General features: G+C 68.2%; 24 protein-coding genes. 11 read left to right on the forward strand and 13 right to left on the reverse strand.

Annotated features, from left to right (window positions below):
* Nucleotides 1–21: 21 nt before the first annotated feature.
* On the reverse strand, nt 22–189 hold the full coding sequence (locus U5918_RS10970) for a DUF5786 family protein (RefSeq protein ID WP_336001397.1): 168 nt from the start codon (nt 187–189) through the stop codon (nt 22–24).
* Nucleotides 190–301: 112 nt separating this feature from the next.
* Between U5918_RS10970 and U5918_RS10975 the strand changes: the two genes are divergently transcribed.
* The 4 genes from U5918_RS10975 (at nt 302) to U5918_RS10990 (ending at nt 3,243) form a co-directional block, all read left to right on the forward strand.
* Nucleotides 302–1,150: an alpha/beta fold hydrolase gene (locus U5918_RS10975; RefSeq protein ID WP_336001398.1), complete on the forward strand. Its 849-nt coding sequence runs from the start codon at nt 302–304 to the stop codon at nt 1,148–1,150.
* Between the two features lie 183 nt (nt 1,151–1,333).
* Complete coding sequence (locus tag U5918_RS10980; protein WP_336001399.1) at nt 1,334–1,807, forward strand: TRAM domain-containing protein; 474 nt, start codon at nt 1,334–1,336, stop codon at nt 1,805–1,807.
* Nucleotides 1,808–1,951: 144 nt separating this feature from the next.
* Nucleotides 1,952–2,425, forward strand: coding sequence for a Tfx family DNA-binding protein (locus U5918_RS10985; RefSeq protein ID WP_336001400.1), 474 nt, complete (start codon nt 1,952–1,954; stop codon nt 2,423–2,425).
* A gap of 32 nt (nt 2,426–2,457) precedes the next feature.
* Complete coding sequence (locus U5918_RS10990; RefSeq protein ID WP_336001401.1) at nt 2,458–3,243, forward strand: SDR family oxidoreductase; 786 nt, start codon at nt 2,458–2,460, stop codon at nt 3,241–3,243.
* Between the two features lie 12 nt (nt 3,244–3,255).
* Here the strand turns inward: U5918_RS10990 and U5918_RS10995 are convergent, their stop codons facing one another.
* The 7 genes from U5918_RS10995 to U5918_RS11025 all read right to left on the reverse strand — a co-directional run bounded on the left by U5918_RS10995 (nt 3,256) and on the right by U5918_RS11025 (nt 8,257).
* The gene (locus tag U5918_RS10995) at nt 3,256–4,254 is read right to left on the reverse strand and encodes a mannose-1-phosphate guanylyltransferase (protein ID WP_336001402.1); all 999 of its coding nucleotides are present in this window, start codon (nt 4,252–4,254) and stop codon (nt 3,256–3,258) included.
* 30 nt (nt 4,255–4,284) lie between these two features.
* Entirely contained in the window at nt 4,285–4,566 is a 282-nt protein-coding gene (locus U5918_RS11000; RefSeq protein ID WP_336001403.1) for a DUF7091 family protein, read from the reverse strand.
* 58 nt (nt 4,567–4,624) lie between these two features.
* The gene (locus U5918_RS11005) at nt 4,625–5,368 is read right to left on the reverse strand and encodes a CPBP family intramembrane glutamic endopeptidase (RefSeq protein WP_336001404.1); all 744 of its coding nucleotides are present in this window, start codon (nt 5,366–5,368) and stop codon (nt 4,625–4,627) included.
* A 74-nt stretch (nt 5,369–5,442) separates the two neighbouring features.
* Entirely contained in the window at nt 5,443–6,603 is a 1,161-nt protein-coding gene (gene arsB, locus U5918_RS11010; RefSeq protein ID WP_336001405.1) for an ACR3 family arsenite efflux transporter, read from the reverse strand.
* Nucleotides 6,596–7,441: an arsenite methyltransferase gene (gene arsM, locus U5918_RS11015; RefSeq protein WP_336001406.1), complete on the reverse strand. Its 846-nt coding sequence runs from the start codon at nt 7,439–7,441 to the stop codon at nt 6,596–6,598. Before arsM ends, arsB begins: the two co-directional genes overlap by 8 nt.
* On the reverse strand, nt 7,434–7,865 hold the full coding sequence (locus U5918_RS11020; protein WP_336001407.1) for an arsenate-mycothiol transferase ArsC: 432 nt from the start codon (nt 7,863–7,865) through the stop codon (nt 7,434–7,436). The genes arsM and U5918_RS11020 overlap by 8 nt, the downstream gene beginning before the upstream one ends.
* The gene (locus tag U5918_RS11025) at nt 7,862–8,257 is read right to left on the reverse strand and encodes an ArsR/SmtB family transcription factor (RefSeq protein WP_336001408.1); all 396 of its coding nucleotides are present in this window, start codon (nt 8,255–8,257) and stop codon (nt 7,862–7,864) included. Before U5918_RS11025 ends, U5918_RS11020 begins: the two co-directional genes overlap by 4 nt.
* A gap of 198 nt (nt 8,258–8,455) precedes the next feature.
* Here U5918_RS11025 and U5918_RS11030 point away from each other — a divergent pair, with 198 nt between their 5' ends.
* From U5918_RS11030 to U5918_RS11060, 7 genes are all read left to right on the forward strand, one after another.
* Nucleotides 8,456–9,388 (forward strand): replication factor A, encoded by a 933-nt coding sequence (locus U5918_RS11030; RefSeq protein ID WP_336001409.1) that lies wholly within the window; start codon nt 8,456–8,458, stop codon nt 9,386–9,388.
* A 1-nt stretch (nt 9,389) separates the two neighbouring features.
* Complete coding sequence (locus tag U5918_RS11035; RefSeq protein ID WP_336001410.1) at nt 9,390–10,010, forward strand: RPA family protein; 621 nt, start codon at nt 9,390–9,392, stop codon at nt 10,008–10,010.
* A gap of 243 nt (nt 10,011–10,253) precedes the next feature.
* Nucleotides 10,254–11,372, forward strand: a complete 1,119-nt coding sequence (locus U5918_RS11040) for a DegT/DnrJ/EryC1/StrS family aminotransferase (RefSeq protein ID WP_336001411.1) — start codon at nt 10,254–10,256, stop codon at nt 11,370–11,372.
* 174 nt (nt 11,373–11,546) lie between these two features.
* The gene (locus U5918_RS11045; protein ID WP_336001412.1) at nt 11,547–11,993 is read left to right on the forward strand and encodes a DUF8146 domain-containing protein; all 447 of its coding nucleotides are present in this window, start codon (nt 11,547–11,549) and stop codon (nt 11,991–11,993) included.
* 69 nt (nt 11,994–12,062) lie between these two features.
* Nucleotides 12,063–12,269 carry a DUF8149 family protein gene (locus U5918_RS11050; protein WP_336001413.1) on the forward strand — a complete coding sequence of 69 codons (207 nt, stop codon included), beginning with the start codon at nt 12,063–12,065 and terminating at the stop codon, nt 12,267–12,269.
* A gap of 73 nt (nt 12,270–12,342) precedes the next feature.
* Nucleotides 12,343–12,654 carry a toxin-antitoxin system TumE family protein gene (locus U5918_RS11055; RefSeq protein WP_336001414.1) on the forward strand — a complete coding sequence of 104 codons (312 nt, stop codon included), beginning with the start codon at nt 12,343–12,345 and terminating at the stop codon, nt 12,652–12,654.
* Nucleotides 12,635–13,057, forward strand: a complete 423-nt coding sequence (locus tag U5918_RS11060) for an HVO_A0114 family putative DNA-binding protein (protein ID WP_336001415.1) — start codon at nt 12,635–12,637, stop codon at nt 13,055–13,057. The genes U5918_RS11055 and U5918_RS11060 overlap by 20 nt, the downstream gene beginning before the upstream one ends.
* Nucleotide 13,058: 1 nt before the next feature.
* Here the strand turns inward: U5918_RS11060 and U5918_RS11065 are convergent, their stop codons facing one another.
* From U5918_RS11065 to U5918_RS11085, 5 genes are all read right to left on the reverse strand, one after another.
* Nucleotides 13,059–13,514, reverse strand: a complete 456-nt coding sequence (locus U5918_RS11065; protein ID WP_336001416.1) for a DUF5814 domain-containing protein — start codon at nt 13,512–13,514, stop codon at nt 13,059–13,061.
* A 99-nt stretch (nt 13,515–13,613) separates the two neighbouring features.
* Entirely contained in the window at nt 13,614–13,865 is a 252-nt protein-coding gene (locus U5918_RS11070) for a type II toxin-antitoxin system HicA family toxin (RefSeq protein ID WP_336001417.1), read from the reverse strand.
* Complete coding sequence (locus tag U5918_RS11075; RefSeq protein ID WP_336001418.1) at nt 13,865–14,134, reverse strand: type II toxin-antitoxin system HicB family antitoxin; 270 nt, start codon at nt 14,132–14,134, stop codon at nt 13,865–13,867. Before U5918_RS11075 ends, U5918_RS11070 begins: the two co-directional genes overlap by 1 nt.
* Before the next feature lie 67 nt (nt 14,135–14,201).
* Nucleotides 14,202–14,975 carry an SDR family NAD(P)-dependent oxidoreductase gene (locus U5918_RS11080; protein ID WP_336001419.1) on the reverse strand — a complete coding sequence of 258 codons (774 nt, stop codon included), beginning with the start codon at nt 14,973–14,975 and terminating at the stop codon, nt 14,202–14,204.
* Nucleotides 14,972–16,234 (reverse strand): acyl-CoA dehydrogenase family protein, encoded by a 1,263-nt coding sequence (locus U5918_RS11085; RefSeq protein ID WP_336001420.1) that lies wholly within the window; start codon nt 16,232–16,234, stop codon nt 14,972–14,974. Before U5918_RS11085 ends, U5918_RS11080 begins: the two co-directional genes overlap by 4 nt.
* Nucleotides 16,235–16,309: the final 75 nt, after the last annotated feature.

A 16,309-nucleotide genomic window follows, 5' to 3' on the forward strand; every position in this document is an offset into this window, starting at 1 on the left:
CGGCGAAAATGTCGAACCGATCTAGTCCTTCATGTGCTGCAGCTGGTCCACCAGCTCGTCGGTGGACTTGTCGGACTGGAACTCGACGTCGCCGGTGTCGTGGTCCTCGTGGACGTTGACGGCTTCGTCCTCGTCGGTGTCCACGTTCTGATCCTTCTGCTCGGATTCGTCGTAGCTTCCAAAGCCCATTGTATCCCATCCCAGCGGGGCCCGTTGTAAAACTGCCCCGGTCTCCCACCGCCGTGCGTGCGAGTCTCCCACACGCCGCGGGTATTTAGGGTCGGCCAGTCGAAGGCGACCCATGCCACGCAGCGACGAATTCGCGACGGTGGACGGCTTCGAGATGCACTACTCGGCGTGGGGCGACCCGTCGGATCCGCCGGTGCTGTGCGTTCACGGGCTCTCCCGGAACGGGCGGGACTTCGACCCGCTGGCGCGGGCGCTGGAGGAGGACTACTACGTGGTCTGTCCGGACATGCCGGGCCGGGGGTGGAGCGAGTGGGCCGACGACCCCGCCGAGCGGTACACAAACACGGCGATGATCGAGATCCTGGTGGGCCTGTGCGACGAGCTCGGGTTCGAGTCGCTGCGGTACGTCGGGACGTCGATGGGTGGCGGGCTGGGGATGGCGCTCGCCGCCGGGCCGCTGGCCGACCGGATCGGAGACCTGGTGATCAACGACATGCCGCCGAATCCGGAGACCGACGCCGCGCCGGAGGCGCTGGGCCGGATCATGGAGTACGTGCCGAACCCGCCGACGGTCGAGACGATGTCGGAACTGGAGGCGTACTTCCGGGACCTCTACGAGGGGCGGTTCAGCGAGATGAGCGACGCCGAGTATCGCCGACTGACGATGACCTCGGCGCGGCGGACCGAAGACGGACAGATCGCGCCGCACTACGACCCGCGGATTCTGGTCGCGGACGAGGAGAGCGAGGACGACCCCGACCCGTGGGACGTCTGGGCGGCTATCGACGCTTCCATCCTGATCCTCCGCGGGATCGACTCGGACATCCTGCCCGAGGAGCCGTTCGAGCGGATGCAGGAGGTCCAGCCGGACGCCGAGACGGTCGAGATCGACTGCGCCCACGCGCCGGCGCTGAACACGCCGGAACAGATCGACCCGATCGAGGCGTTCTTCGCGGGGTAGGCTGGCGGTGCAGTAGATTCGAACGTCCGGCGCGCCTCGCGCGCCGGTTCCCGCGAGCGACGGAGTCGCTCGCGCCTTTTTTCGCCCACGTTTTTCGAGGAGTGGTTCGCGCCGATGGCGCGAACCCGACGAAGAAAAAGGTGGGTCGTAAGCGTTTAATCGCCGCTCTGACTAAGGGTTTTTATGCCGGATTGTCCACTGGCGGACGACTGCCCCAGTTTTAGCGAGCGAATCGAGGGCATGGGGTGCCAGCACTACGGCGACCGCGGTGGCGCCGAGTGGTGCAATCACTACAACCAGCCGATCAACGACCTGAAAGAACAGCCGGTCCAGCGGGGCGAGGAGGTCGTGGTCACGGTCGAAGACATCCACGAGAGCGGCGCGGGCGTCGGCCGCACCGAGGACGGCTTCATCGTGATGGTCGACGGGGTACTCCCGGAGGCCCGCTCGAAGGTCCAGATCACGCGCGTCCACTCGAACCACGCCAAGGCCGAGGAGGTCGAACGGCTCCCGATGGAGGAAGCGGGGGAGGAAGACGACGAGGCGGTCGCGGAAGACGGGGATGGCGAGGCCGAAGAAGACGAGGAAGCGGAGGACGCGGATCGGACGGAGGAGGACCCGCACCTGGGCAGTCGCGACAACTTCTGGGGCGGGTGAGGCGGCGACCGCCGTCGCGAGCGGCGGGACCGGACGGAGTGGACGATCCGAACGCGGGCGCCGGCGTCGATCGGGGCAGATCGATCCCGGTGTCGGACGGTGGGTTTTTCGCGCGGGCCATGCTACGATGGACAACGACAACCGATGAGCGAGGGCGACACGGACGTCGACGCGGTTCTCGACCGGGCGGGGTTCGACCCCGCGGAGAACGTGCTGACGCGCCGGCAGGCGGAGGTGCTGGCGCTGCGCGAGCGGGGCCTGGCCCAGGCGGAGATCGCGGACCTGCTGGGTACCTCCCGAGCGAACGTCTCCAGCGTCGAGTCGAGCGCCCGGGACAACGTGGCGAAGGCCCACGAGACGGTCGCCTTCGCGGAGACGCTCCGTGCGCCGGTCCGGGTGACGGTCGACCCCGGGACGGACCTCTACGACGTGCCGGCGCGGGTGTTCGCCGAGTGCGACGAGGTGGGGGTCAAGGTCAACCACACGGCGCCGGAACTCATGAAGCGGATCAGCGACGAGGCGGGGGACGCGGTCGTCGGGCGCAGCGTCGAACAGCGGCTGTTCGTCGGCGTCACGAGCGACGGCGCGGTCCGGGTGCGCCGACGGGCCGAGGAGTGAGCCTTTAGGCCGGGGCGGTCGTCGAGCCGGGTATGGAACTCGAACTCGACGGGAACGCGGCACTGTTCACGGCGGCCAGCAGCGGCCTCGGACTGGCGAGCGCGGAGACCTTCGCCGCCGAGGGCGCGGACGTGGCGATCTGCGGCCGCTCGGCCGACCGACTGGCCGAGGCCGAGGCGACCCTCGAAGAACTGGGTGACGGTGAGGTACTCGCCGTCGAGGCGGACATCACCGAGCGAGAGGACGTCGAAACCTTCGTCGCCGAGACGGTCGAGACCTTCGGCGGGCTCGATCACGTCGTCACGAGCGCGGGCGGGCCGCCGAGCGGCCCCTTCCTCGACATGGACGACGGGGACTTCTACACCGCCTACGACCTGCTGGTGATGAGCGTGGTGTGGACGACGCGGGAGGCCTACCCCCACCTGCGGGAGAGCGACGCGGGAACGATCGTCAACATCACCTCTCGCTCGGTCCAGGAGGTCATCGACGGCCTCGTGCTCTCGAACTCCGTGCGCCGGGCGGTGATCGGGCTGATGAAGACCCAGGCGCGGGAGTTCGCGCCCGACGTGCGGGTCAACGCCGTCCTGCCGGGCGCTCACGAGACGAGTCGCATCGAGGACCTGATCGAGCAGAACATCGAGCGCGGCGAGTACGAGAGCTACGAGGCGGGACTGGACGACTGGTCCGACGGCATCCCGCTCGAGCGCATCGGCGACCCCGAAGAGCTGGGAGAGGCCGTCGCCTACCTCTCGAGCGACGCGGCGAGTTACGTCAACGGCGCGGCGGTGCCGGTCGACGGCGGGAGCCTGCGGAGCTAGCGAGTAAAGTCGCTAGTACAGGTCGTCTTCGCGCAACTGCCCGACCACGTCGCGGACGCGCTGGGCCTGTTCCTTCGGAATCACGAGCGTGCGGTCGCCGTAGCTGGCGATCACCAGGTCGGAGACGCCCAGGGCGCTGACGTGGCCGTCGGTGGCCACGACGTTGTCCCCGGCCTCGTCCAGCAGCGCGTCGCCCAGAACGACGTTGCCGTCCTCGTCGCTCTCGAACAGGCGTTCGACGGCGTCCCACGAGCCGAGGTCGTCCCACTCGAAGGCGGCGGGGACGACGTAGGCCTTGTCCGTGCGTTCGAGGACGGCGTAGTCGACGCTAACCGGGTCGACGGCGGCGAAGCCCCGCTCCCCGTCGCCGTCGTCGAGGGCCTCGACCAGCCCCTCGAGCGGCGAGTTGCGCGCCTCGCCGAGGAAGGCGTTGGGCGTCCAGGCGAAGACGCCGGCGTTCCAGTAGTAGCCTCGCTCGACGTACGCTTCGGCCGTTTCGGCGTCCGGCTTTTCGGTGAAGGAGGCGACGGTGTGGTAGCCGTCTCGTTGTTCCCCCGGTTCGACGTAGCCGTACCCGGTCGCGGCGCGCGTCGGTTCGACGCCGACGGTGACGAGGCCGCCGGTGTCGAGGGCCACCTCGGCGGCCGTCCGAGCGGTCGACGCGAAGTCGCCGTCGACGCGGTGATCGCTGGGCATCGCCACCATGACGGCGTCGCCGACCTGCTCGCGGACCCGGTGGGCCGCGTAGACCAGGGCCGGGCCCGTGTCTCTGGGTTCGGGTTCGGTGAGGACGGCCGCGGCGGGGGCGTGTTCGCGCACTGCGTCGGCGAACTCGGGACGGGTGAGGACGTACACCTCGTCGGCGAACCCGGCCCGATCGACGGTGGCTTCGAGCAGCGACGCCTCGCGGCCGAAGGACTGGAACTGCTTGGGGCGGTGGCTCCGGCTGGCGGGGTAGAGCCGGGTGCCGGTGCCGCCGGCGAGGACGACGGCGACGAGCGGACGGTCCATACCGGCCGGACGGCCGCGTCTGGCAAAAGCCTACCAGGTCTCCACGACGCCCTCGCGGACGTCTTCGACGCAGCCCTGGCAGTCGGTGTGGTCGGGATCGAAACAGGCCGGCCGCCCCGCGTCGTCGACGGCGACGGCGCGGCGCTCGGCGTAGCGGCGACAGACGATCTTCGCCCGCCCGCGCTCGTCCTGGGGGAGATCGGCCTGTGCCGACCGCTTGGCGTCGCCGTAGGCTCGCCTGGCCTCGGCGACCTGATCGCCGGCGGCCCGGAGGTTCGCGACGAACCGCTCGAGTCGTCCCTCGTCGGCCATACCGTGGATTGGCGGTCCTGTTACAAAGGGCCGACGCTACCGCCGGGCGTCGGGGGAGTCAGACGACCGTCGCCACGTCAGCGAGGTAGATGCTGCCGAAGAGTGTGGCGTTGTAGAGGCTGTGAACCAGCGCCGGGACGACGAAGTTGTCGGTGTACTCGTAGACCGCGCCGAAGACCAGACTCGGGAGGGTGAGGATGCCGATGGTGACCGCGGCGGCCTGTAGCGAGCCCACGAGGGAGAAGATGTGGATCGGGGCGAACATCATCGTGGCCAGGACGATGGCCGCGGCGGGGTGGAACTCCTCTCTGAACTGGCCCTGGATGACCCCGCGGAAGAGGAACTCCTCGCCGGGGCCGTTCAGGAGGAAGACGAAGGGCAGCAGGTAGGGGACGAAGCCGGGGTTCTCGGAGATGATCTGGCCGGCCTGGTTCTCGGCGGCGGTCGTGCCGGTCACCTGGATCGCGACGCCGACGATGCCGACGAGGACGAGCGCGCCGATCCAGCCGCCGACGATGACGCCGACCTCCCGGAGGCTCGGCACGCGAACGGGGACGAACTCCCGGACGCGACGGCCCCGGTACCGGAGGTAGACGAAGCCAACCAGTGGGAAGCCGATCCCCTGCACGCCGATCAGGCTCAGGAGCAGGAACGACGTGTCCGACAGTTCCAGGCCGGCCGCGAAGGCCGCGATGGCCAGGCCGATCACCGCGATGGTGCCGAGAATCATCCCGCCGATCGTGAGCACCAGCCCGGCCGCGATCAGGCCGACCCGTCGCCAGGTCAGCGCCGGTACGTTCATACACGACCTTCAGGCGGCCGAACAAAAATACCGGCGTGTTCCGGTCGGCGGCGGGGCGCCGTGAGAGGGCTCTCTCAGTCGTCGGTCGCCGGATCGGGCGTCGAGCCCTCTGGACTCTCGATCGTGCTTTCGCCCCAGTCGTACCGGCGCTGGAAGTACAGCGCGACGTTGACCAGCGCGAGCAGGACGGGCACCTCGATCAGCGGCCCGACGACGGTGGCGAAGGCGACGCCCGAGCCCACGCCGAACACGGCGACCGCGACGGCGATGGCGAGTTCGAAGTTGTTCGAGGCGGCGGTGAAGCCGATGGCGGTCGTCGTCGAGTAGTCCGCGCCGATCCCCCGGCCCATCCCGAAGCTGACGAGGAACATCACGACGAAGTAGATCGTCAGCGGGACGGCGATCAGGAGCACGTCCGCGGGCGCGGCGACGATGCTCTCGCCCTGCGTCGCGAACATCACGATCACGGTCCCCAGCAGCGCGATCAGGGTCAGGGGATCGATCCGCGGGACGAACTCGTTCTCGTACCACTCCTCGCCCTTCGTCCGGGTCCCGACGTAGCGGGTGAGGAAGCCGCCGACGAAGGGGATGCCGAGGAAGACGACGATGGCCTCGAAGACCTGCATCGGGGAGACGTCGAACGTCTCGATGCCCGCCACCAGCGTATCCATCCCCAGCAGCGGCGGGAGGAAGAGCCCGAAGAACCAGACGTAGACGCCGTAGGTCAGGATCTGGAAGAGGCTGTTGAAGGCGACGAGGCCGGTGACGTACTCGGTCGAGCCTTCAGCCAACTCGTTCCAGACCAGCACCATCGCGATGCAGCGGGCCATCCCGATGAACACGAGCCCGAGGAAGTACTCGGGGCGGGCCGGCAGGCCGGGGACGAGGCCGCTGAAGAAGACGACCGCGAGGCCGAACATCAGCGTGGGGCCGATCAGCCAGTTCTGGACGAGGCTCAGACTCAGGACCCGGTAGTTGCTGAAGACGGCCCGAAGCTGCGAGTAGTCGGCCTTCGCGAGCGGCGGGTACATCATCGCGATCAGGCCGATCTCGACGAGGTGGAAGTCACGGATCGGTTCCGTTACGGAGGGCGCGACGAAGCCCAGGCCGACGCCGACGGCCATCGCCCCGAAGATCCAGACGGTGAGGTACTTGTCGAGGAAGTCCATCGACCGCGGGTCGCCACAGCTCGAACAGTCACACTCCGGGCCGTGCTCGTGGGCGGCGTCACTCATCGGCCACCTCCGGCTTCCGTGCGGTGATCGACGCCGAGACGAGGAACTCGCTCACGTCGCGGTCGTCGTCCCACTCGCGGATGAAGCGGTCGCTCTCCGATTTCGGCGTGATCTCGACGGCCTCGAAACCGGCGTCGGTGAGGAGCCGTTCGAGCCGCCCGATCCGCGACGCGCCGGCGACACAGGACGCGACCGAGTCCGGGTCGGCCCCGACGCCCTCTGGCATCGGTGCGGTCTGGACCACGTCCGAGATCGCGACCCGACCGCCCGGTCGCAGGACGCGGAAGGCCTCGTCGAACACCCGTGCCTTGTCCGGCGAGAGGTTCACGACGCAGTTCGAGATGATCACGTCGACGCGCCCGTCGGCGACCGGGAGGTGTTCGATCTCGCCAAGCCGGATGGACACGTTCCCGGTCCCGTTCTCGCGGGCGTTCTCGCGCGCCTTCTCGACCATCTCGGGGGTCATGTCGACGCCGATCACCCGTCCGGTCTCCCCGACTTCCTGCGCGGCGAGGAAACAGTCGAACCCCGCGCCGGATCCGAGGTCGAGGACCGTCTCGCCCGGCGAGAGGTCGGCCAGCGCCTGGGGGTTGCCACAGCCGAGCCCGAGGTTCGCGTCGCCCTCGACAGCCTCGACCTCGTCGGCCGAGTAGCCGTACTGTTTGGCAGTCTCGTCCGCAGGGGCCGACGCCGACCCGCCGTCACAGCAGTCGTCGGCACAGCAGCCGCCCTCGTCGCCGTCGCCGGTCGCGATGTCGGCGTATCGCTGCCGGACCACGCTGCGCTGGGTCTCCGCGTCGAGTCCCGTCGCGTCGGCCGAGTCGTCGGCGTCAGGCATCGACGAGCACCTCCTCGATCTCGTCGAAGAGGTCGCGCACCCGATCCCGAATCTCGTCGCGGATCTCGCGCACCCGCTCTGGGTCTTTCCCGTCGGGATCGTCGAGCGCCCAGTCGCGCACGGCCGGGCCGTCGGCGTCGAGTTCGAGCGTCGAACAGCCCATCGTCGCGACGTAGTCACACGCGTTCAGTTCCGACGTCGAAATCTCGCGGGGCTCCCGGTCCGAGAGGTCGAACCCGACCTCGGCCATGGTCTCGACGACTCCCTCGTGGACGTGGTCGGCCGGGTGCGTCCCGCCGGTGACGATCTCGACTGCGTCGTCGAGTCCGCGCTCCGTCCGCTCCCGTTCCGCGAACGCGGTCGACATCTGGGAGCGCCCGGCGTTCTGGACGCAGACGAACGCCACTCGTACCGGGTCGCTCATCGGTCACCTCGCGTCTCGTCCAGCGCGGCGAGTAGCGCCTCCGCCCGGTCGGTCGCCTCGTAGTACCGCCAGGTCCCCGATTTCCGGCGGGTGACCAGCCCGGCGTCGTGGAGGTCCGAGAGCGCGTGGCTGACCGCGCTGTCGCTGACGTCGACGACGGGGTCGATCTCGCAGACGCACAGTTCGCCGTCGGCCGCCGCGAGCAGCCGGACGATCTCGTACCGGGTGTCGTTTCCGAGCGTCCGCAAGGCGTCGCGGTCGGCGGCGTGATCCGCCCCGACCGCCGTCCGGTACTCCCGCAGGGTATCGAGCCTGTCTTCGACGTCGGCCCGGCAGCACTCCCCCGACTCCTCGGTGATGAGCCGCTCGAGCCGCGCCGTTTTCTCGCTCATACCTGAGTATCTGAACAGCCATTCATATAGACTTACCGGGACGCAATCGGGGCCGGCGCAGGGACCGCTGGTGTCACTCGCAGACCCGCTTCCGTCTCCCGATTACACTTCCGCTTCGGCCGGGGCGAGCATTTATACCCGAAGCCGACCAAGCTCGGGTTGTCTCCCATTGAAAACGACGCGGAGACAGTGAGAGCAATGACAGATTTGCGTACCCAGGCGGAAGAGATACAGGAGCAGTTTTCCGACCAGCTCGACATCGACGTGGACGACGTCCACGAGCGACTGGAGACGCTGGTCGAGGAGTACAAGGTCCCGCTCGACGAGGCCCGGCGCAGCGTCACGAGCACGTACCTCGACGAGGCGGGGATGGAGCGCGACCAGCTCTCGAGCGGCGGGGGCAACGAGCAGGTCCAGGTCAGCGACGTCGACGCGGCCGAGCAGTGGGTCGACCTGACCGCGAAGGTCGTCGAGCTGTGGGAGCCAAACAGCGACGCGGTCGCCCAGGTCGGCCTGCTCGGTGACGAGACGGGCACGATCAAGTTCACGAAGTGGTCGAAGTCCGAGCTGCCGGAACTCGAGAAGGACGCGGTCTACCACCTGCGGAACATCGTCACCGACGAGTACCAGGGCCGCTTCTCGGTCAAGCTCAACCGGACGACGGTGATCGAGGAGGCAGAGGAGGACATCGAGGTCGGCGACGACGATACGACCGTCGAGGGCGCGCTGGTGGACATCCAGAGCGGCTCCGGACTCATCAAGCGCTGCCCCGAGGAGGACTGCACGCGCGTCCTCCAGAACGGCCGCTGTTCGGAGCACGGCGAGGCCGAAGGCGAGTTCGACCTCCGTATCAAGGGGGTCCTCGACGACGGTGAGGACGTCCACGAGGTGATCTTCGATCAGGCGGCCACCGAGGACTTCACCGGGATCACCCTGGAGGAGGCCAAAGAGATGGCCATGGACGCGCTGGACACGACGGTCGTGGCCGACAAGATGCGCAAGGAGACGCTGGGGCGGTACTACCGGGTGACGGGGCCGACCTTCAGCCGGTACGTCCTGGCCGACGAGGTGGAGGTACTGGGCGAGCCGACAGACGCGGAAGAGACGCTGATCAAAGCGAGGTCGATCTGACATGGCAGCAGTTCCATCCCGAGAGGTCGCACGGCGCGTGTTCGCGAGCGAGTTCAACGACGCCGCGTACACGTTCAAGGAATCGGACGACGAGCGCGCGCCGGTCTACCTGCTGCTCCCGACCGGGGAGCGAGCAAACCGGATCTTCCTGGTCGGCACGCTCACCGAGACCGAAGACGTCGGCGAGGACAGCGAGTACTGGCAGGGACGCGTCGTCGATCCGAACGGCGACACGTTCTTCATGTACGCCGGGCAGTACCAGCCCGACGCCGCCTCGATGCTCCGGGAACTGGAGCCGCCGGCCTACGTCTCGGTCGTCGGCAAGCCCCGCACCTACGAGACCGACGACGGCGAGGTGAACGTCTCCGTCCGACCGGAGTCGATCACGACCGTGGACGAGGCGACGCGGAACCGCTGGATCGTCGAGACCGCCGAGCGAACGATCGAGCGCATCCGCGACTACCAGGCCGCCGACGAGGACGACGGCGCCGCGGTCGACGAGTACGTCCGGATGGCTCGCGAGGAGTACGACCTCCCCGTCGAGAACTACCGCCGGGCCGCGATCGAGGCGCTGGAGAGCCTGGACGCGACCGACGACGAGCAGGTCGAAGCCTCGCCCTGACGGGCCCGTCGGGGCTGGCTGGTCGGCTTCGCGACGCTCGGGCTCGGCTCGCGGCGAATTTCGCCGGTCAGTGCAACTAGCTCGCACCGACCGCTGACCACGACGCAAGAAAGAACCTCCTTCTGGTCGTCGTACGGTAGTTCCAACCAGTGACTCGCGACCGACCGTACAGGGAGGTGCGAACAGACGGAAACGACACGATTGCCGCGACCGACGGGTTCGACCCACGGCACTCCGAGACCGATGTACGTTCCTGACCGGCCGCGGTTCAGCCCGACCTGGCTCGCGTCCGGGTCGCCGGAGCGGCCGGCGTGGCTGACCGACGACCGCTGGCTGCCGGCGGGGGAGCGCGAACTGTACGCCCGGGCGAGCGCGGGGCTGTACGCGACGCTCGGTCGATTCGACCACGGTGGGACGGCGTTGCTCCCGGCGTACGTCCCGCAGGCGGTCGTCCGTGCGGTGCTCGAACGGGGATACGACGTCGCGTACTACCCGGTCTCGGCCCACCTCTCGCTGCCCGCCGATGCGGTCGCGTCGCGGATCGAGGCGACGGAGCCGGACCTGGCCCTGTTCGTCGACTACCTCGGGTTCAGAGACGAGTCGTTCCCGGCGCTCGCCGAGCGCGCCCGGGCGGCGGGTGCGATCGTCGTCGAGGACTGCGCCCGGGCCGCGTTCGGCCGGGACCGCGAGGGCGACCCGCTGGGGGCGACTGGCGACCTGGCGATCTACAGTCTCCACAAGACCTTGCCGGTGCCCAACGGGGGGCTCGTGGTCGCCCGGGACGTGACGCCGCCGTCGCCGAGCGGGACGGTGCCGGAACGACGGGACGTGTTCACGAGCGGTCTCGTCGGCCTCATGTCCAGACTCGGGCTCCCCCCGACGGCGGTCAAGGGCTCGTCGAAGCCGGCCCGGTCGGGTGCGGAGATCCGGGACGCTCCCACCCGGGCCGACGACGCGACGCTGGTTCGGGGTCCCGGGCGTGCGACGGTCCGTGGCCTGGCGCGCTGTGACCCCGACCGCGTGCAGACTCGCCGCCGAGACGCCTACCGTTCACTCCGACGGGCGGTGGCGGACGTCGACGGGATCGCGACGCTCACGCCGCCCGCACACGACGGCGCGTGTCCCTACGGGGTCGGGATTCGCGGGCCCGACCGCGAGTGGCGTGACGATTTCTACCGCCGCGTGCGGCGGGCGGGGCTCCCGATCGAGGTGTACCAGTGGCCGCCGGCGGCACGCGGGGCCGCCACCGCCGGCGCACAGCGACTCCGAAACACCGCCTGCGTCCTGCCCACGTATCGACGGCTCCCGTCGGACGGGAGGGCGCGACTCGTCCGCATTCTCGAAGACAGTCTGGCGGACTGACCGCCGGAGGGCCCGCCAGTTCGGGTGTGGAAAATCGCCATCGCGGCAGTGACTTCTCCCCGGCGAGGACGGCGACATCCCCGGGCGGCTGGCACGGGGCCGAGACGGCAAACCGCCGGACGTGGCGACGTCTGACAAACCGTTAAGTGGGAGTAGTAACGACAGAGACGTACGATGGGCAACAAGAACAAGACGATCTCCTTTCGCGTGAGCCAGGAGAAATTCGAGACGCTCCGCGAGATCGCCGAGGAGCGAGATCTCTCGCTCTCGGCCGTCTTCCGCGACTACGTGGACCTGCTCGTTGCCCACGACGGCCAGGTCGAGGTCGTCCCGGAACACGAGATCTCGGAGCGCGCAGAGGCGAGCGGCGGGACGAGTTTCCCGCCCAAGGTCGAAGTTCCCAAGAGCTTCGTCCGCGAACACGAGCGGCTGGAACTGGAGGCCGAACACCTCCGCGAACAGCTCGAAGAGCACAAACGCTACGTGACGAAGCTCCGCCAGGAACTCGACGAACACGAAGCAGGCGAGGAGGTCATCCAGCTCGAGGACCTCGACGGCGAGGACGACGACGAGGAGGACCCCTCCTACCGCATCGGCAGCAGCTTCGACGAATCGATCTGAGCGGCCCCTGGCTCACGGCTCTCCGACGCGAACCGACCCGATTTTCACGCTCGTCCCTAAGGATCAGGCATGTCCGACGAGCAACCGTCCGTGCCCATCTTCTGCGAGGCCTGCGACACCACGACCAGAGTCCCCCTCGACGACGTCGGCGAGGCCGTCGACCGCCACAACGAGCAACTCCACGACGGCGAGGAAATGGCGCAGGTCGATCCCGATATCGCCGACCACCTCGCGGACCTGATCGTCGACGACCTCGGCCTGCTGGACGAGGAGTGACTGCGACAGCGGCCCCGCCGAGCTGTTGTTGGCTGGGACAACACTTTTGTCGTTGTGGGTGATAACAACGGCTATGGGGCGCGACGAGGCGACGCTGGTCATCGACGTCACGAAGGACTTCGGCGACCGTTTCGCGGAGGTTCGGGCGTGGCGCGTCCCTGAATCGGAGCGTTATCCGAAGGGAATCAAGTACTCGATGCAGTACGGCAACGCCGCCGGCGAAACGATCGTTCGCTACGACAATTTCCCGGACCATCCGGACGCAGCCCGGCATCACAAACACACCGCGTCCGGAACGGTCGAAGACGTCGAGTTCGAGGGGGTGCGGGACCTGTTTGCGCGGTTCAAAACGGAGGTACAAAGACATGGCGACGACTGGGACTGACGACACGACGACGGACCGAACGCTCTACGTCCGGTATCGCGAGGGCGCGGAGACGGATCTCCGCGATGCACTCGCCGCACTGGATCGCGGCGAAACGCCCGACCCGCACTTCGAGGTCGTCTACGACGACCCGGCCGACGTGCATCGGGTCACCCGTCCGAAGAACCTCGAACTGCTCCGCGCGATCGTGCAGCACGAACCGGCGAGCATTCGGGAGACTGCTCGGTTGGTCGACCGCGACGTTCGCCAGGTCCACGACAACCTCTCGGAACTGGCGTCCCTCCATTTGATCGACCTGGTGGACGAGGGACAGGCGAAACGACCGGCGGTCTGGTACGACGCGATCGAACTCGACCTGCCGCTGGCGGCTCCCGAGGTTCAGTCCGACCAAGCCCAGGCCTGACCTACCGAACCAGGTCGCGGCGCATCCCCCGCGCCCGGTCGGCCATCGAGGGGTTCCCGTCCACGTCGGCCAGCGCCTCCACGGCCTCGAGCGTCCGGACGGAGTCGTCGAGGAAGGAGAGCACGTCGCCCGGATAGGCGTAGAGCATGTAGTCGTCGCCCATCACGTCGACGATGGCGTCGGGACCGAGCCCCTGCGCGCGCAGTTCCAGCAGGTACTCGACGAACTTCTCCTCGGGGTGACCACAGTGGGGGTTGCCCTCGCAGTCGCAGTCGAGGAAGTCCTCGGCGAACTCCAGGACGCGGTCGCGGGTGGCGTCGTCGAGTTTCGCCAGCCCGTCGCCCTGGAAGAGGATGTCCAGCGTCGCCCCCGAGAAGGCTCCCTTTGGGATGGAGGTCTCCAGCTGAGAGGCGATCTGCCGGTGGTTTTTGATGTAGATCTTGTCCGTGATGGCCACGCGTGGCTGTTCGTTGACGGCTGGGGCGCAAAAGCTTCTCGGAAGGATCCTATCTCACGCACGTCGTCGTCCAGCAGCCCTCGACGGACTGGGAGTCGTTCAGCTGTGCTCGTCGATCCAGTCACAGAACGACTCGAAGTCCCGTGCGCCGGCACGCTCGGCGATCTCTCGCAGCGTGCCCGTTCGAAGTTCGTCGTGGAGGGGGACGGTGACTCGCCGCCGGTCGTCGTCGTTCGTCGGGTGCTCGTAGTACAACTGCGCGTGGTCGCCAGCCGTCCGTCGCCACTCGAATCCGCCGACGTTCACGAGCACTTTTGCGACCTCCATCCCCGAAAACGTCCGCCGCCCCATCAGTCGAGGACGTCCGGCGGTTCCCGGTCCCCGGTGGTGTTGTCCGCTGGGTCGATACCGAGTTCGCGGAGTTCCGCGTCGGTCGGCTCGCGTCCCGTGTCGCCCTCGTGCAGCGCGACCGCCTCGTCGAGGTTCGCCAGCGCCTCCTCGCGGGACGGTCCCTGCGTCGTGACGCCCGTCTCGACGTCTCTCGCGACCCACCAGTCCTCCTCCCGCCAGAGCCGGATCTCGCCGTCGTGGGCGTCTCCGTCCCGGGTCGAACTCGCCATACCCATTCGTAGGCCCGGAATCACGGAAAAGGGTTTGGCCCGGAAAATACCGGATCCGGACTCACCCCTACGTCGTCGTCCAGCCGCCGTCGACGGTCATCACGCTCCCGGTGCAGTAGGCGGAGGCCTCGCTGGCGAGGAACAGTGCGATCCCTTTCAGGTCGTCCGGTTCGCCGAGTCGCCCGAGAAGGGTCTCCTCCTCCATCTGCTCGTGGAGGTGGTCCATGCCCGAGTCCTTGCGGAAGGCGCCGCCGCCGATGCCGGTGTGGGTCCAGCCGGGGGCGATTGCGTTGACGCGGATGCCCTGTTGCCCGAGGTCGGCGGCGGCCTGCTTCGTGAGCTGGGCGACCCCGCCCTTCGAGGCGACGTAGGCGGCGACGCCGGGGAAGTCGGAGGCCACCTGGCTGAGAACCGAGGCGGTCGTGACGATGCGGCCGCCCTCTTCCATCGCCACGGCGGCCTCGCGGATCGTGTAGAAGACGCCGTCGAGGTTGACGTCCATGACCTGCTCCCACTGCTCGACGTCGTAGCTGTCGATGGGCGCGCCGAGTCGGCCGATGCCGGCGTTGGCGAAGGCGACGTCGAGCCGGCCGAATTGGTCGACGGTCTCCTCGACCATCGCGACGACTTCCTCGTACTCGGAGACGTCCACCCGGAGGGCGAGCGTCTCGGCGTCGAGGTCGGCGGCCACCTCGTCGAGGCCCGGTTCGTCCTTGTCAGCGAGCGCGAGTCGCGCGCCGGCGTCGGCACACGCCTCGGCGATGGCCTTGCCGATGCCCGAGGCCGCACCCGTCACGAGGACGACCTCGTCGTCCAGTCGGAAGCGGTCGAGCGTGCTCATCGCCGCGCCTCCCCGAACCGTGTGACGTACTCCAGTTCTTCGGGCACGATCTCGTCGTCGTCGAAGGCGCGCTTGGCGATCGAGCGCATGTGGGCCTCGTCGGCCCCGTCGACGATGCGGAAACAGCGGACGTTCTCGTAGAAGTCGGCGAGCGGCAGGTCCTTGCCGATGCCGTTGCCGCCACAGACCTGCACGCAGGTGTCGACGATGTCCTGCACAGTCCGGGCGGCGAACACCTTCGACATCGAGACCTCGGTGTCGGCCGTCCCCTCGGCCTGGATGGTCCGGGCGGCGTGGCGCACCATCGTCCGGGCGGCGTGCAGGCGCACGTGGGCCTCCGAGATATCGAATCGAAGTGCTTGCTTCTCGCTCAGTTTGTCGCCGTAGGCCGACCGCTCGTCCATGTAGGCCTTGGCGATGTCGAGCGAGCGGTCGGCCATCCCCATAAAGCGCATGCAGTGGGTCAGGCGCGCTTTGCCGAGGCGCTGCTGGGCGATGGCGAGCCCGCCGTCTTCCGGGCCGAGCATGTTCTCCTCGGGGACCCGGACGCCGTCGTAGACGATCTCGGCGTGGCCCATGCCGGACTCGCCCATGTGGGGGATGTCCCGGACGTACTCGACGCCGTCCGCGTCGGCGTCGACGATGAACGCCGAGGTACCGACGTATGGGTGGACGTCCTCGTTGGTCCGGGCGACGACGATCAGGAAGTCCGGTGCACCCCCCTGTCCGAAGCTCGTCCACCACTTGTGGCCGTCGATGACCCACTCGTCGCCGTCCTTCTCCGCTTTCGTGTTGATCTGTTTCGCGTCGGAGCCACAGCCGTCCATCGGCTCGGTCATCGAGAAGCCCGAGGAGACCTCGCCCTCGACCAGCGGTCGGAGGTACTCCTCTTTCTGTGCCTCCGTGCCCGCTTCTTCGAGAATCTCCATGTTGCCCTCGTCGGGGGCGGCGACGTGCATCGCACCCATCGCGAAGATGGAACGACCGGCCTGCTCGAAGACGGGCAGCAGGTCCGCGAAGTCGAGGCCGAGGCCGCCGTACTTCTCGGGGATCTGGGGCCCGAACACCTCCCGTTCGCGGGCGATCTCCCGCAACTCTTCGATCAGTTCCCGGCCCGCTTCCTGTCGGTCCGAATCGCTGGCGGCGTCGCGCTGCCCGAGCAGCTCCCGCTCTCTGGGCAGCACCTCCTCGTCGACGAACGCGCGGGTTCGCTCGGCGACTTCACGCGCTCGCTCGGAATCCTGGTAACTGAGATCCATATCATAGCAGTCCGAAACGGGGCGTTTAGTTGTACTGCCGCTCAACGCAGACCATTGTAATCCCCCCGGATACTC

The organism is Halorientalis sp. LT38 (assembly GCF_037031225.1).
Taxonomy (GTDB): Archaea; Halobacteriota; Halobacteria; order Halobacteriales; family Haloarculaceae; genus Halorientalis; species Halorientalis halophila.

Excerpts from the sequence above, each read along its gene's own strand:
- U5918_RS10985 (WP_336001400.1), top strand. The coding sequence starts at position 1,952 with ATGAGCGAGGGCGACACGGACGTCGACGCGGTTCTCGACCGGGCGGGG.
- U5918_RS11070 (WP_336001417.1), bottom strand. The coding sequence starts at position 13,865 with ATGGGGCGGCGGACGTTTTCGGGGATGGAGGTCGCAAAAGTGCTCGTG.
- U5918_RS11000 (WP_336001403.1), bottom strand. The coding sequence starts at position 4,566 with ATGGCCGACGAGGGACGACTCGAGCGGTTCGTCGCGAACCTCCGGGCC.
- U5918_RS11055 (WP_336001414.1), top strand. The coding sequence starts at position 12,343 with ATGGGGCGCGACGAGGCGACGCTGGTCATCGACGTCACGAAGGACTTC.
- arsM (WP_336001406.1), bottom strand. The coding sequence starts at position 7,441 with ATGCCTGACGCCGACGACTCGGCCGACGCGACGGGACTCGACGCGGAG.
- U5918_RS11045 (WP_336001412.1), top strand. The coding sequence starts at position 11,547 with ATGGGCAACAAGAACAAGACGATCTCCTTTCGCGTGAGCCAGGAGAAA.
- U5918_RS11020 (WP_336001407.1), bottom strand. The coding sequence starts at position 7,865 with ATGAGCGACCCGGTACGAGTGGCGTTCGTCTGCGTCCAGAACGCCGGG.
- U5918_RS10970 (WP_336001397.1), bottom strand. The coding sequence starts at position 189 with ATGGGCTTTGGAAGCTACGACGAATCCGAGCAGAAGGATCAGAACGTG.
- U5918_RS11025 (WP_336001408.1), bottom strand. The coding sequence starts at position 8,257 with ATGAGCGAGAAAACGGCGCGGCTCGAGCGGCTCATCACCGAGGAGTCG.
- U5918_RS11060 (WP_336001415.1), top strand. The coding sequence starts at position 12,635 with ATGGCGACGACTGGGACTGACGACACGACGACGGACCGAACGCTCTAC.
- U5918_RS11075 (WP_336001418.1), bottom strand. The coding sequence starts at position 14,134 with ATGGCGAGTTCGACCCGGGACGGAGACGCCCACGACGGCGAGATCCGG.
- U5918_RS11030 (WP_336001409.1), top strand. The coding sequence starts at position 8,456 with ATGACAGATTTGCGTACCCAGGCGGAAGAGATACAGGAGCAGTTTTCC.
- U5918_RS11085 (WP_336001420.1), bottom strand. The coding sequence starts at position 16,234 with ATGGATCTCAGTTACCAGGATTCCGAGCGAGCGCGTGAAGTCGCCGAG.
- arsB (WP_336001405.1), bottom strand. The coding sequence starts at position 6,603 with ATGAGTGACGCCGCCCACGAGCACGGCCCGGAGTGTGACTGTTCGAGC.
- U5918_RS11040 (WP_336001411.1), top strand. The coding sequence starts at position 10,254 with ATGTACGTTCCTGACCGGCCGCGGTTCAGCCCGACCTGGCTCGCGTCC.
- U5918_RS10975 (WP_336001398.1), top strand. The coding sequence starts at position 302 with ATGCCACGCAGCGACGAATTCGCGACGGTGGACGGCTTCGAGATGCAC.
- U5918_RS11035 (WP_336001410.1), top strand. The coding sequence starts at position 9,390 with ATGGCAGCAGTTCCATCCCGAGAGGTCGCACGGCGCGTGTTCGCGAGC.
- U5918_RS10995 (WP_336001402.1), bottom strand. The coding sequence starts at position 4,254 with ATGGACCGTCCGCTCGTCGCCGTCGTCCTCGCCGGCGGCACCGGCACC.
- U5918_RS10980 (WP_336001399.1), top strand. The coding sequence starts at position 1,334 with ATGCCGGATTGTCCACTGGCGGACGACTGCCCCAGTTTTAGCGAGCGA.
- U5918_RS11050 (WP_336001413.1), top strand. The coding sequence starts at position 12,063 with ATGTCCGACGAGCAACCGTCCGTGCCCATCTTCTGCGAGGCCTGCGAC.
- U5918_RS10990 (WP_336001401.1), top strand. The coding sequence starts at position 2,458 with ATGGAACTCGAACTCGACGGGAACGCGGCACTGTTCACGGCGGCCAGC.
- U5918_RS11005 (WP_336001404.1), bottom strand. The coding sequence starts at position 5,368 with ATGAACGTACCGGCGCTGACCTGGCGACGGGTCGGCCTGATCGCGGCC.
- U5918_RS11080 (WP_336001419.1), bottom strand. The coding sequence starts at position 14,975 with ATGAGCACGCTCGACCGCTTCCGACTGGACGACGAGGTCGTCCTCGTG.